The following is a 13236-nucleotide window of genomic DNA, read 5'->3' on the forward strand; positions in this document are numbered from 1 at the left end:
GTACCCGCATGTCCTGTCCGCTCCCCTGATGAATGACAATTGGAAGCATCCTAAGACCCCGGCGCGCGGACCGAGCTACTACCTTGGTACTGGCCCAGCGGTACTTTCTGCATATTTCCCCGGGATCACGGCCTTCCTATGCTGGCGCTACCCGCAATGGAGGACGTCATGCGCTGGCTTGTCAGTTACGCCCTGATCTACCTGTTGGCCGCATCGACCGCTCAGGCCAGCGATGCCGCGCCGTTGCAGGTGCGCATCGGCTACCTGGGTTACCGTCCCGACCCCGGCCCGCTGCTGTCCAACGTCATTGCTGAACCCAACGATGCCGGATTGCGCGGCGCCGAACTGGCGATCATCGACAGCAACAGCACCGGGCGATTTCTCAAGCACGACTACCGTCTAGAAAGCGCTAACGTCGACAATTCCCAAGCACTGCTGGAGGCCGCCCGTGCCCAGCATGAACAGGGCCTGCGTTTGTTCGTGGTGAATGCGCCGGGCGAAAGCCTACGCCAGCTCAGCGCCGCCCTGCCCGACAGCCTGCTCTTCAACGCCGGCAGCCCCGACGACAGCCTGCGCACCAGCGGCTGCCTGAGCAACGTGCTGCACACCCTGCCCGACCGCGCAACACTGGCCGACGCTTTGATCCAGTTCAGCGTCGTGCGCAAATGGCAGCGGGCCTTGCTGATCGTCGGCCAGGCACCCGAAGACCAGGCCTACGCCGCTGCATTGCGCCGGGCCGTGAAACGCTTCGGCATGAAGATCGTCGTCGAAAAACCTTGGCAGTTCGATAACGACCAGCGCCGCAGCGCCCAGGCCGATATGCCGCTGTTCACCCAGGCCGCCGAGTACGACGTGGTGCTGGTAGCCGATGAGCGCGGCGACTTCGGCGAATACGTGCCCTATCAGACCTGGCTCCCGCGCCCGGTCGCAGGGACCCAGGGACTGACGCCCACCGGTTGGCACAAGACCGTCGAGACATACGGCGCGGCGCAGTTGCAAAAGCGCTTCGAAGCCTTGGCCGGCCGCTGGATGAACGACCGCGACTTCGCCGCCTGGATCGCCGTGCGCAGTATCGCCGCCGCCGTGAGCAAGCTGCGCCAGGACGAGCCATTCGCCATTCGCCAACTGGCCCTCGGCGACGAGCTGCCGCTGGATGGATTCAAGGGCCGCAAGCTCAGCTACCGGCCCTGGAATGGTCAACTGCGCCAACCGATTCCCCTGGTTCAGCCTCGGGCCTTGGTCAGCACGTCGCCCCAGGACGGTTTTCTCCACCCGTCCAACGAAATGGACAGCCTGGGCTTCGACCGGCCCGAAGTGAGCTGTCGCTACCCCTGATCGATCACAACAATAAGGAAAACGCCATGCGCCGCCCCCTGCTCAACCCGGCTTTGCTTTGCCAAGCCCTCGCCCTGGGCGCCTCGCTGCTCCTTGCCGGTCCCGCTGCCGCCAGTATCGCCTGGGTCTCCAACGAAAAAGACAACAGCCTCAGCCTGATCGACCTGCAGAGCCTGGAAGTTGTCGATACCTTGCCGGTAGGCCAGCGCCCGCGAGGCTTGTTGTTGTCCCATGACAACCGCCTGCTGTACATCTGCGCCAGCGATTCGGACCGCGTCCAGGTGATGGACGTCGCCACTCGCAAGATCATCAAGGAGCTGCCCTCCGGCAAGGATCCGGAGCAATTCGCCCTGCACCCCAACGACCGCTGGCTCTACGTTTCCAACGAGGACGATGCGCTGGTCACAGTGATCGACACCCATACCTCCGAAGTGCTGGGCCAGATCGGCGTCGGCGTCGAGCCCGAAGGCATGGCCGTCAGCCCCGACGGCAAGTGGGCGGTCAACACCAGCGAAACCACCAACATGCTGCACTGGATCGACACCAGCACCCAGACCCTGGCCGACAACACCTTGGTGGACCAACGGCCGCGTTTCGTCGAGTTCAGTCGCGACGGCACGCAACTCTGGGCCTCGGCGGAGATCGGCGGGACGCTGACTATCCTCGACGTTGCCTCGCGCCAGGTGCTCAAGACTCTGACCTTCCAGATCAAGGGCGTGCACCCGGACAAGGTGCAGCCAGTGGGCATCAAGCTCAGCGCCGACGGCAAGCTGGCATTCGTCGCCCTGGGCCCGGCTAACCATGTGGCAGTGATCGATGCCAAGACTTTCGAAGTGCTGGATTACCTGCTGGTGGGCCGACGCGTCTGGCAGCTGGCGTTCACCCCGGACCAGACGCAACTGCTGGCAACCAATGGAGTCAGCGGCGACGTCTCGGTGATCGACGTGCAGAGCCGCAAGGTGCTCAAGTCGGTGAAAGTCGGCCGCTATCCCTGGGGCGTGGTGGTGACGCCATGAACGCCTTGGAGGCCAGCGACCTGAGTTTCGCCTATGGTGCGCGGCAAGCCCTGCGCCAGATCAGCTTCAGCGTACCGGCCGGACGCTTCGCCGCCCTCCTCGGACCGAACGGCGCTGGGAAGTCGACGCTGATTGCGCTGCTGACGCGCCTGTACAATGTTCAGCGCGGCGAGATCCGCGTCGGCGGTCATTCATTGCGCACGTCACCGCACCAGGCGTTGCGCCAGTTGGGCGTGGTGTTCCAGCAAAGCACGCTCGACCTGGACCTGAGCGTCGAGCAGAACCTGCGTTATCACCTCGCGCTGCATGGCTTTTGCCGGCGCCAGGCCGATGCCCGGATTGAAGCCGAACTGGCCCGCCAGCAGTTGACCGAACGACGTCACGAGCGGGTGCGCCACCTCAATGGCGGACACCGGCGCCGGGTGGAAATCGCCCGGGCCCTGCTCCACGAACCGCGCTTGCTGCTGCTGGACGAGCCGAGCGTCGGGCTCGATCCGGCCAGCCGCCAGGCTTTGGGGCAACACATTCGCCAACTGTGTCGCGAACAGGACATCAGTGTGCTCTGGGCCACGCACCTGCTGGACGAAGTGCAGCCCAGTGATGACCTGCTGATCGTGCATCAGGGCCGGCTGGTCGCCAGCGGACGGGCCGAGGACGTGAGCGAGGAACACGGCGGCAGTCTCGGCTCGGCCTTTCATCGATTGACCGCCTCGGGAGTTGCCGCATGAACGCGTATTGGCAATGTTTCCTTGGCGTCGTGATGCGCGAATGGCTGCGCTTCGTCTTGCAACGCACGCGATTGCTCAGCGCACTGGTGCGACCGTTGTTGTGGCTGCTGGTGTTCGCCGCCGGCTTCCGGGCGGCGCTGGGCATCGCCATCATCGCGCCCTACGACACTTACATCCCCTATGAGGTGTACATCGTGCCGGGGCTGGCCTGCATGATCCTGTTGTTCAATGGCATGCAAGGCTCGCTGTCGATGGTCTATGACCGCGAAATGGGCAGCATGCGCGTGCTGCTGACCAGCCCCCTGCCCCGGGCCTTTTTGCTGGCGAGCAAATTGCTCGCAACCTCGCTGATCTCGCTCTTGCAGGTCTACGCCTTCCTCGCCATCGCCTGGCTCTACGGTGTCCAGCCGCCAGCCATGGGCGTTCTGCTGGCATTGCCGGCCTTGCTTTTGGTGGCGCTGATGCTCAGTGCCCTGGGCCTGTTGTTGTCCAACGCGATCCGCCAGCTGGAGAACTTCGCCGGGGTGATGAACTTCGTCATCTTCCCGATGTTTTTCCTGTCTTCGGCGCTGTACCCGCTGTGGAAAATGCTCGAAGCCAGCCCCTGGTTGTACTGGCTGTGCGCGGTGAACCCCTTCACCCATGGCGTGGAACTGGTGCGGTTCGCGTTGTATGGGCAGTTCAACCTGGTGGCGATGGCGGTGTGCGTGGCGTTGACGCTGGTGTTCGCAGCGCTGGCGGTGTGGACATTCAATCCGCAGCATGCGGCGTTGCGCAGGGCCAGCTGACCCTGAAATACCCACAGGAATAGGAAATTACTACTTTAGTACCGGTTTTCCTGTCTATGGTCGCATTCACAAGACCTCGACCCTGGCATGTAATGGGCGCATAACAAAAAGGATAAATCCCATGCCCCGTTTGCTGGCCATCGTCTTGCTGGGCCTGTCGCTGAATGTCGCCCAGGCCGACACTGCGTTGTTTTCGGCGCAGGGCTATCGCATTACCCAATACCGCAGCCCCACGCCCGCCTCCGCCCAGGGCGCGCAAACCGTCGACACCGAAGGCTTGCAGCGCCTGCTTGGGCAAACGCCCGCCCCGGTGTTGATCGACGTGTACCGTCGTCCATGGGTCCAGGGGCGCTTCATCGACACCGAGCCCCACGCCAACCTCCCCGGCAGCCTATGGCTGGCGAATACGGGCGATGGTGAGCTGGAGGCGAACTGGCAGGATTACTTCACCTCCCACCTGCGCAAGGCCACCGACGGGCGCCGGGACCAACCCTTGGTCTTTTACTGCCGCTCCGATTGCTGGTTGAGCTGGAACGCGGTAAAACGCGCCGCGTCCATGGGCTATAAACATTTGTATTGGTACCGCGACGGCCTCGACGCCTGGGAGGCGGCCAACCTGCCCTTGCAAGCGGCCCGCCCCGAACCTTTTCCCTGATGCAGCGCCCTGCGTGCAATTGCCCCAACACGACAATAACGAGGTGAATGGCCATGTATAAAATCCTGATAGCCGACGATCACCCACTGTTTCGCGAAGCCATCCACAACGTCATCAGCGACGGGTTCGCCGGTAGCGAGGTGATGGAAACCGCCGACCTGGACAGCGCCCTGGCGCTGACCCGCGAACACGACGACCTGGACCTGATCCTGCTGGACTTGAACATGCCCGGCATGCACGGCCTCAACGGCCTGATCAACCTGCGCAACGAAGCGCCGACCATCCCCGTGGTGATCGTGTCCGCCGAACAGGACAAGCAAATCGTTCTGCAGGCCATCACCTATGGCGCGGTGGGTTTCATCACCAAGTCTTCACCTCGCTCGCAAATGACCGACGCCATCGAGCAGATCCTCAACGGCAACGTGTACTTGCCGCCGGACATCATCCGCACCCAGAAGAGCCCCACGGGCCGCCGCTTGAACGAAACCCCGGCGTTCCCGCCCGAACTGCTCCAGGCCCTGACGCGCAAGCAACTGCTGGTACTCGAACGCATGACCAAGGGCGAGTCGAACAAGCAGATCGCCTACACGCTGGACATCGCCGAAACCACGGTCAAGGCCCACGTCTCGGCGATCCTGCGCAAGCTCAACGTGCATAACCGAGTGCAGGCGATTCTCAGCGCGGGGGATATTGATTTCGGGGCTTATTTGCGGCGTTGAAGCTGAACACTAACGGGACACTGTGGCGAGGGAGCTTGCTCCCGCTGGGGCGCGAAGCGGCCCCAAACCCAGGCACCTCGGTCTGTCAGGCTTGTTCAGGATGGGGCTGCTTCGCAGCCCAGCGGGAGCAAGCTCCCTCGCCACAAAAGCGGTTCGACTCATCGGCTGGTTGTTTGGCCCAGCAAGTGACTCATCGCAATCTTCAGTTTCATCGGCCGCACCGGCTTGTGCATCAGTGTGTGCCCAAGCTCGCGGATCTGCCGTTTGAGTTCATTGCTGTAATTGGCGGTGATCATCATGGCCGGGATCGGTGAGGCACGGCAGGCGTTGATCCGGGCCACGGCGTCCACGCCGTTCTGGTCGTGATCCAGGTGGTAATCGGCGATCAGCAGGTCGGCTTCGGCACGGTAGCCGTCCACTTGCCGCGCCAGGTCCTGTTCCGACAGCGCAGTCACCACGAGGCAGCCCCAACCTTCGAGCAAGGTACGCATGCCGGCGCAGATCGCTCCATCATTATCCAGCACCCAGACCCGCGCCCCGCGCAGGCGTTCAAGCATGGGCTCGCTCATGTCCAGGCACGGCAGCGGCTTGGGCGCGGTGGCGCTGAGGGGCACCTCAATGGCGAATACCGAGCCTTTGCCCGGCCATGAGCGCACCCGGATCCGGTGCCCAAGTATCCTGGCGATCTTCTCGACAATCGCCAGCCCCAGGCCCAAGCCTCGATCCTGGTCCGGACGCTGGACATCACCGCGCTTGAACTCCTGGAAAATCTCCTCCAGGCGATCCTGGGCGATGCCTATGCCAGAATCCCAGACCTCGATCGAAACACGATTGCCAAGACGCCGGCATCCCAGCAGAACCCGCCCGTTCGGGGTGTAGCGCAGCGCATTGCTCAGCAGGTTCCGCAGGATCCGCGCCAACAGTTGGATGTCACTGCGCACCAGCACCGAACAAGGTACGAAACACAATTCAAGACCCTCGCTGCGCGCCACTTGGCGATATTCGGCCGCCAGGTTATCGAGTAATTCACTCAAGGCGAACGGCGCCACGTCGGCCTTGATCACGCCGGCATCGAGCTTGGAGATATCCACCAGGGTGCCCAACAGGTTTTCCACGTCCTGCAGCGAATTGCTCACGTTGCGCACGAGGTGCGCGTTCGCCACCGGCTCGCGGCGCTCCAGCAAGGCGCTGGTGAACAGCCGCGCGGCGTTCAACGGTTGCAGCAGGTCATGGCTGACCGCCGCGAGGAATTTGGTTTTTGACAGGTTGGCCCGCTCGGCCTCGCGCTTGGCTTCACGCAAGCGCAGTTCCACCCGGCTGCGCTCATCGATCTCGCGCAGCAACTGGTCGTTGAGGCTGGTCAGTTCAGCGGTGCGCTCCTGCACGCGCTGCTCCAGGTTTTGATAGGCCTGGTACAACGCCTCGGCGGTGCGACGGCGCTCGGTGATGTCGCGGATCAGCACGAAGATCCCCACCACCTCGCCGTTGGCCAGCACGTTGGGCACATAGGAGCGCAGCATGTAGCGCTCCTGGTTGTTGATGTTGGTCTCGGCGAATTCGAACGTCACGCTCTCGCCCGCCAGTGCCCGGGCCACGTAGGCTTCCAAGCGCTGATAGTGCTGCTCGCTGTGGGCTTCTCGCAGGCTCTGGCCGAGCATCACGCCACGGGGCCAGCAATACCATTGCTCGTAGACCTTGTTGGTGAACTCATAAACCAGATCGGCGTTGAGATAGGCGATCAGCGCCGGAACGTGGTCGGTGATCAGGCGGATCCAGCGCTCGCTCTCGCTCAACGCCTCGGCGTGCTGGTAGCGCTCGGTGATGTCGGTGAAGGTGTTGACGTAGCCACCGGTGGGCAGTGGATGGGTGCGGATCTCCAGGACTCGGCCATCGGACAGCCGTTGCTCACACTCCTGGATCAGCCGGCCATTGCCATCGCGACTGGTCGGTGTGAGCAGTTGCAGCTCGCTGTCGGCGATGACCTCGTTGAACGGCCGATGGGCCGCTACCGGTGCCAGGCCACTGAGCTCCAGGAAGCGCCGGTTCCACAGTTCCAGCACGCCTTGAGCGTTAACCATCGCCACGCCCTGGGACAGGTTGTCCACGGCGCGCTGCAACAGATGGGATTTCTGCGCGATGGCCTGTTCCCGGCGCACGGTTTCACTGAGTTTGACGTCGGTGATATCGGTGAAGAGAATCACCCGGCCGCCTTCCTGGGTCGGCCGCTCACTGACTTGCAGCCAGCGCCCGTTCTGCAATCGGTACAGCACCGGTTCGTCGGGCTGGCCGCGGGTTTCTTCGCTGAACAAGCCGTTGGCGGTCATCAAACGCTTGACCTCGGCTAGGCGCATCCCCGCGATGATTCGCACCCGGCTGTGGGCCCAGAACGCCTTGAAACGGCTGTTGAACAGGACGATGCGCTGTTGCGCGTCGAACAGCACGAAGGCATCGGAAATGCTCTCGATCGCGTCGATCAAATGCCGATGGGCCGTTTCCGCCCGCAACCGCGCTTCGCCGAGCAAATGGTTGCCGGCCTTCAACTCGGCCATGGCTTGGTTCAAGGCGTCGGTACGCTCACGCACCTGTTCGGCCAGCACCACCGAATGCTGGAAGGCTGCGTATGGGTCGCTGCCGCGCGTCACGCCGGATTCCACCCGCTCGATCAGCGCTTCATTGATGCGCCGCAGCTTGCGGTTCTCATGCTCCAGGGCGGCGAGCTGCGCCTGCAGTTCAGCGATGGTCGGGGACGCGATGGCGGGCAATGGCAACTCCGGTGAACGTCTGGTTGATGTGCATGCCATTGAATTGCTCTCCATAGGTGTTGAACCCCATCACCCGATGTTCACGCAGGAACTGGCCGATCTGTTCCAGGCCGTCGCGATCTTCCAGCTCCAGGCGTCGAAGGAAACAGTCGCAGCCCAGGGTCAGCAGCAAGTCCCCGAGGCGCGCCTGCAAACCATCGAACAGATCTTGCAGGTTGTGCAGCAACGGCCCCGGGCTCATGGCGGTGAGGACGATGCCGTTCTCCACCGCGCAGTAGAAACTCAGGCTCAGGTCCGAATGGACCTGCTGGATCGCTCGCACGTAGTACTGGTCGTTGATGCGCACGGCCAATGGATGGGCAGCGAAGACCCGGTAATCCAGCGCGTTTACCGGCACGCCAATGTGCCGTGCGTATTCTTCGGCCGCAGGCTCGGCGTTTAGCTCGTAGACCCTGCGCGTGGCGCTGTCGGCGCCGGTCACCACCAGTTTTTCCTGCCGGGGCAGGATGTGGTGGGTGGTAAACACTTCGAACTCCAGCCAAGTATTGATCAACACCACCACGGCCGCGCCGCTGTGGAATTGACCTTCAAAGTAGACGTGGGTGTGGGTCAGGTAATTGTCATCCCCGGCCGAGCCGCCGAAATGCGGGATGTCCCCCAGGGCGGCGCTCAAGGCTGCCAGCACCATCTCCTCGCGGCTGGACAAACCGTCGAGCAAGGTCAAGGCGAAGCTGTGGCCCTTGATCGGCGCCAAGGCGTTGCTGCGGCAACCACTGGCAAGGCGCTCGACCATCTGCTGGGCATCGATCAGGCTGAAGTGCTCCATTTCGCCGATCAGTTCGGCAGCGATGGAAAAATGCCGGTGGTCGAAACCCACCGCCGTCACGCAGTTGCGGCCGTAACCTTGTGGCGTGATTTCCCCCGCGCTGGTGCATCCCGCCAGCCGGATCCCGCCAAAGCTGCGCGAAAGCGCGTGGCCCAGGGCCGGCAGATTGTATTCGGCGGAACAGAAAAACAGCACGAACCCCAGGTACGGGTGCAACAACTGTCGCGCCAGCTCCTGGGCCACTTGCTCGACGTCCGTTGCCTGGGACATGGCGCTGACCACGCCCTCGCTCTGGGCCTGCTGCATCTGCGCCTCCGACGGTGCGTGATAGAGCCTTGAGTGTACGAATCGACGCCCGGCCCACGAATGCTACTTGGGTAGCGGATGGACGCTTCCATGGGATGAGAACCGTGGCGGCCCCAGCCGCGATGCGCACGGTTGGGGCCGCCAAGAAAACCTTGTTCACGTGGATCGCTTCTGTGGCGGGGGAGCTTGCTCCCTCGCCACAGGGTTGAGTAGTCCTTACCAGGTCAACACCGCCCCCACCGCGAAGGTATCGGTGTCTTCGTTCTGCGCGCTGGTGTCATGGCCGTTGATTTCGAACTGGTTGTATTCGGCGACGAGCTTGAGGTTATCGTTGATGTCGTGGAACAGCGCGACACCGCGAGTCTCATAGTCGGCGCCGCTGCCGACCACGCCGTTTCCGTCGTCCTCGGTCTTGCCATAGGACAGCGCCAGGCGGTTCTTGCCCAGCTTGTAGGAGCCCTGCAAGAGGTAGCCCTTGCTGTCGACATTGCGCAACGTGGCCTCGCCGGCATTGTTTGTGAAGAACGGGTTGATACCCTTGGCCTGAAACCCCGAGCCGGTGAGCGACAGCCCACCCATCTTCGCCTGCACCCCATAACCCAAACCTTTGGACGTGACCGACTCGACGCTGGAGTCGGTGTTGTCGGAGGTCTGGTAGCTGCCGTTCAGCCAGCTGTAGATCTTCGCTGCGCCCAGGTCGAACTGATAAGTAACCTCGCTCTCTGTGCGAGGGTTCTCCTGGTAGGCCTTGCCGGTGGCGCTGCTGTCGTTGGTGTCCACCGGGTCCATGATGCCCACCGCCACGCGCAACCCGTCCATCACGGGGGTGCGATAGGTGATTTGCGACGTCGGGAACGGGTACGGATAACCACTGCCGATATTGCCGAACGAGACGCCGCCGCCGTCCACCAGCCCCAAGGTGTCGCTGACCTGGCCATAACCGGCCAGCAGCTCATCGAGCAGGATGTTGGAACGGGCGAACAGGCCGAAGTCCTTGCCGATCAGCACTTCGCCCCACTCCGGGTTGGCGACGGTGCCGTAGAACTGGCGCACGTCGATGGCAGTGTCGGTGCCGTTGGTTTCGCTGTCGTTGATGGTCACCCAGAACGACGCCCGGGCGCCGAGCTTGAGGTCATCGACCTGCTTGCCCATGTTGAAGCCCAGGTAGTTGGGCAAGAAGCCCATCTTGACCCGCGACTGGCGGCGGTCGAACTGTTCGCCGGCACGGTCCACGTCGCTGTTGACGTAGAAAGCGTTGATGTAGCCGTCGGTGGAAAAGGTCGTCTGGTCCTTGTCGTACAGCATGATTTCGGCGTGGGCCCAAGGCATCGGGGCGAGGGTCGAGAGGCCTGCGATGACCGCAGGCAAAAAACGCAGGCAGGTATTTTTATTGTTGTGCATGGCGCGCTCCGCAACAGGGGACGGGATGTCGGAGGCGATTATCGAAAGGCACCCGGGCGCGTCATACGCTGCCTTGGAAGTGATTGGCGGCTGCTTTGGCAGCGCAGGCCCGGCGCGGCAGTTTGTGTGTAAGACCCGGATGCCGCCGGGCGCGGTACTTTGGGTGTGGGCCGGTGGGTGGGTAGGATCAACTCGTTGTGCAGTGGTACCGAGTCGTCTGGTTTGGGGCTGCTGCGCAGCCCAGCGGGAGCAAGCTCCCTCGCCACAAAGCCGAGTACGACTTCGTTCCCTAATACAAGGTGATCCCGTGGCGAGGGAGCTTGCTCCCGCTGGCTTGCGCAGCAGGCCCCCTCGCCTTCAGCTCAGAACCTCGGCTTGACGGTCTTCCAATCCGGCCGATAACGGCGCATCTGCCGCACGTCATCGCGCTGGCGAATGCCGCAGCTCAGGAACTGCTCGTGCAGCTTGCCCAGTTGATCGCGGTCCAGCTCCAACCCCAGGCCCGGCGCCCGGGTGATCTTCACGCAGCCGTCGACAAACGGAAGCTTACCACCCTTGATCACTTCTTCATCCGGTTCCTGCCATGGGTAATGCGTGTCGCAGGCGTAATCCAGGTTCGGCACCGAAGCCGCCACGTGGGCCATGGCCATGAGGCTGATGCCCAAGTGCGAATTGGAATGCATGGAAACCCCCAGGCCAAAGGTGTCGCACATTTTCGCCAGTACCTGGGTGTCCCGCAGCCCGCCCCAATAATGGTGGTCGGCCAGGACGATCTGCACGCTGTCCTGGGCCACGCTTCGGCGGAACTCGTCAAAATCGGTGACCACCATGTTGGTCGCCAGCGGCAGGCCAGTGCGCTTGTGCAGCTCGGCCATGCCCTCCAGGCCAGGCGTCGGGTCTTCGTAATACTGAAGGTCGTCCCCTAGCAGCTCAGCCATGCGGATCGAGGTTTCCAGCGACCAGTTGCCGTTGGGATCGATGCGCAGCGGAAAGCCGGGAAACGCTTTTTTCAACGCCTTGATGCAGGCCACTTCATGCTCCGGCTCCAGGGCGCCGGCCTTGAGCTTGATGCTTTTGAACCCGTATTCCTCGATCATCCGCCGTGCCTGGGCGACGATCTGCTGCTCGTTCAGCGCTTCGCCCCAGTTGTCCGCAGGATATGGCGAGTCGATGTGCTCGGCATATTTGAAAAACAGGTATGCGCTGAACGGCACTTCATCGCGAATCGCACCGCCCAACAGGTCCACCAGCGGCACGTTCAGGTAATGCGCCTGCAAGTCCAGGCAAGCCACCTCGAAGGCCGAATAGGCATTGCTCACCGCTTTGCTCGCATGGGAGCCCGGCGCCAGTTCCGCCCCGGCAACGCTGGCCGGCTTGTGGGCCGCCACGGTGGCCTGGACGATGGCCCGCAACTGGTTGAGGTTGAACGGGTCCATGCCGACCAGTTGGTCCTGGACCTGTTGCTGGATCGCCAGGGCCGGCGCATCGCCGTAGCTCTCGCCGAGGCCGATGTAGCCGTTATCGCTTTCGATCTCGATGATCGAGCGCAGCGCAAAGGGCTCATGGATGCCGCTGGCGTTAAGCAGCGGTGGGTCGCGGAAAGCGATGGGGGTGACGGTGACGCGTTTGATTTTCATGCAGCGGCTCCGGAAGGTGTGCGCGTCGATGATGGACGCCGCTGATTGTTCCCGTCTAATCTAACCTAGCACTTGATTGATACCAGGATTGAATCAATGTTTGAGCTGGCCCAACTGCGCTGCTTCACCACCGTGGCGACCGAACTCAACTTCCGTCGCGCCGCCGAACGCCTGAACATGACCCAACCACCCTTGAGCCGGCAGATCCAATTGCTGGAGCATCACCTGGGCGTCGAACTGTTCACCCGCAGCACCCGCAGCGTCGCCCTCACCGCCGCCGGCCGGGCGTTCTTCATCGAGGCGCAGAACCTGTTGCAACAGGCGCAGCAGGCCGCAGTGGCCGCCAAGCGCTTTGCCCAGGGCCATATCGGTTCGGTCACCATCAGCTTCGTCGGCAGCGCGGTGTATGAATTCCTGCCAAAGGTGATCGCCGAAGCGCGGCTCAAGCAACCGCAGGTGAAGATCGTCCTGTCGGAGATGAACACCTACCAACAACACGAAGCCCTGCGCGCCCGGCGCATCGACCTGGGCATCGTCCGCTCGCCGCTGCTGGAAACCGGCTACGCCACTGAGTGCCTGGTGCGCGAGCCGTTTGTCCTGGCCGTGCCTGCGGGCCACCCGCTGGCCAACGCCGAGTCTGTCAGCGTGCAGGACCTGGATGGACAGCCGTTCCTGATGTACGCCCACTCCGCCTACCCGCCCTTCAACGAACTGCTCACCGGCATGCTGCGCTCGGCCCGTGTCGCCCCGCAGTTCGTGCAATGGCTGGGGTCTTCGCTGACCATCCTGGCGCTGGTCAACGCCGGCATGGGCCTGGCACTGGTGCCGCGTTGCGCGACCAGCGTGGCGTTCAGGCAAGTGGTGTTTCGCGAGATCGATCTGGGTGAAGGGGTGCAGAGTGAACTGCATCTGGTGTGGCGGGAAGATAATGACAATCCGGCGTTTACGATGTTGCTGGAGGGGATTCGGGGGGCGGTTCGCGAGGGACTGTAGGCAAACCGCGGATCAATACCGTTTGCCCTTGTGGCGAGGACGCTTGCTCCCCTCGACACGTTGACCGTGC

11 protein-coding genes are annotated in these 13236 nt (G+C 62.9%); 7 read left to right on the forward strand and 4 right to left on the reverse strand.

The features are described from left to right. Positions 1–168: 168 nt before the first annotated feature. The 6 genes from J3P81_RS12880 (at position 169) to J3P81_RS12905 (ending at position 5241) form a co-directional block, all read left to right on the forward strand. Positions 169–1335, forward strand: a complete 1167-nt coding sequence (locus tag J3P81_RS12880; RefSeq protein WP_434558892.1) for an ABC transporter substrate-binding protein — start codon at positions 169–171, stop codon at positions 1333–1335. A gap of 26 nt (positions 1336–1361) precedes the next feature. Further along, positions 1362–2351: a YVTN family beta-propeller repeat protein gene (locus J3P81_RS12885; protein WP_434558894.1), complete on the forward strand. Its 990-nt coding sequence runs from the start codon at positions 1362–1364 to the stop codon at positions 2349–2351. Beyond that, positions 2348–3079, forward strand: a complete 732-nt coding sequence (locus J3P81_RS12890; protein ID WP_434558896.1) for an ABC transporter ATP-binding protein — start codon at positions 2348–2350, stop codon at positions 3077–3079. Before J3P81_RS12885 ends, J3P81_RS12890 begins: the two co-directional genes overlap by 4 nt. Then, positions 3076–3867 (forward strand): ABC transporter permease, encoded by a 792-nt coding sequence (locus J3P81_RS12895; protein ID WP_420763882.1) that lies wholly within the window; start codon positions 3076–3078, stop codon positions 3865–3867. The genes J3P81_RS12890 and J3P81_RS12895 overlap by 4 nt, the downstream gene beginning before the upstream one ends. Before the next feature lie 121 nt (positions 3868–3988). Continuing rightward, positions 3989–4522 (forward strand): PQQ-dependent catabolism-associated CXXCW motif protein, encoded by a 534-nt coding sequence (locus J3P81_RS12900; RefSeq protein ID WP_434558898.1) that lies wholly within the window; start codon positions 3989–3991, stop codon positions 4520–4522. Positions 4523–4575: 53 nt separating this feature from the next. Then, positions 4576–5241: a response regulator transcription factor gene (locus J3P81_RS12905; protein ID WP_039588789.1), complete on the forward strand. Its 666-nt coding sequence runs from the start codon at positions 4576–4578 to the stop codon at positions 5239–5241. 158 nt (positions 5242–5399) lie between these two features. Here J3P81_RS12905 and nahK read toward each other — a convergent pair whose 3' ends face one another. The 4 genes from nahK to J3P81_RS12925 all read right to left on the reverse strand — a co-directional run bounded on the left by nahK (position 5400) and on the right by J3P81_RS12925 (position 12173). Further along, complete coding sequence (nahK, locus tag J3P81_RS12910) at positions 5400–8042, reverse strand: hybrid sensor histidine kinase/response regulator NahK/ErcS' (protein WP_434558900.1); 2643 nt, start codon at positions 8040–8042, stop codon at positions 5400–5402. Next, positions 7972–9135: a nitric oxide-sensing protein NosP gene (gene nosP / locus J3P81_RS12915; RefSeq protein ID WP_434558902.1), complete on the reverse strand. Its 1164-nt coding sequence runs from the start codon at positions 9133–9135 to the stop codon at positions 7972–7974. Before nosP ends, nahK begins: the two co-directional genes overlap by 71 nt. A gap of 216 nt (positions 9136–9351) precedes the next feature. After that, positions 9352–10536: a porin gene (locus tag J3P81_RS12920; protein WP_434558904.1), complete on the reverse strand. Its 1185-nt coding sequence runs from the start codon at positions 10534–10536 to the stop codon at positions 9352–9354. 362 nt (positions 10537–10898) lie between these two features. After that, positions 10899–12173, reverse strand: a complete 1275-nt coding sequence (locus tag J3P81_RS12925; RefSeq protein ID WP_434558906.1) for a glucarate dehydratase family protein — start codon at positions 12171–12173, stop codon at positions 10899–10901. Between the two features lie 96 nt (positions 12174–12269). Between J3P81_RS12925 and J3P81_RS12930 the strand changes: the two genes are divergently transcribed. Beyond that, positions 12270–13166, forward strand: coding sequence for a LysR substrate-binding domain-containing protein (locus J3P81_RS12930; protein ID WP_420763876.1), 897 nt, complete (start codon positions 12270–12272; stop codon positions 13164–13166). The last annotated feature ends 70 nt before the right edge of the window (positions 13167–13236 follow it).

Source organism: Pseudomonas sp. R1-6 (genome assembly GCF_051132115.1).
GTDB lineage: Bacteria > Pseudomonadota > Gammaproteobacteria > Pseudomonadales > Pseudomonadaceae > Aquipseudomonas.

Bases quoted from the DNA above. Each gene is read 5' to 3' on its own strand.
- J3P81_RS12880 (WP_434558892.1), top strand. From the start codon at position 169: ATGCGCTGGCTTGTCAGTTACGCCCTGATCTACCTGTTGGCCGCATCG.
- J3P81_RS12885 (WP_434558894.1), top strand. From the start codon at position 1,362: ATGCGCCGCCCCCTGCTCAACCCGGCTTTGCTTTGCCAAGCCCTCGCC.
- J3P81_RS12890 (WP_434558896.1), top strand. From the start codon at position 2,348: ATGAACGCCTTGGAGGCCAGCGACCTGAGTTTCGCCTATGGTGCGCGG.
- J3P81_RS12895 (WP_420763882.1), top strand. From the start codon at position 3,076: ATGAACGCGTATTGGCAATGTTTCCTTGGCGTCGTGATGCGCGAATGG.
- J3P81_RS12900 (WP_434558898.1), top strand. From the start codon at position 3,989: ATGCCCCGTTTGCTGGCCATCGTCTTGCTGGGCCTGTCGCTGAATGTC.
- J3P81_RS12905 (WP_039588789.1), top strand. From the start codon at position 4,576: ATGTATAAAATCCTGATAGCCGACGATCACCCACTGTTTCGCGAAGCC.
- nahK (WP_434558900.1), bottom strand. From the start codon at position 8,042: ATGGCATGCACATCAACCAGACGTTCACCGGAGTTGCCATTGCCCGCC.
- nosP (WP_434558902.1), bottom strand. From the start codon at position 9,135: ATGCAGCAGGCCCAGAGCGAGGGCGTGGTCAGCGCCATGTCCCAGGCA.
- J3P81_RS12920 (WP_434558904.1), bottom strand. From the start codon at position 10,536: ATGCACAACAATAAAAATACCTGCCTGCGTTTTTTGCCTGCGGTCATC.
- J3P81_RS12925 (WP_434558906.1), bottom strand. From the start codon at position 12,173: ATGAAAATCAAACGCGTCACCGTCACCCCCATCGCTTTCCGCGACCCA.
- J3P81_RS12930 (WP_420763876.1), top strand. From the start codon at position 12,270: ATGTTTGAGCTGGCCCAACTGCGCTGCTTCACCACCGTGGCGACCGAA.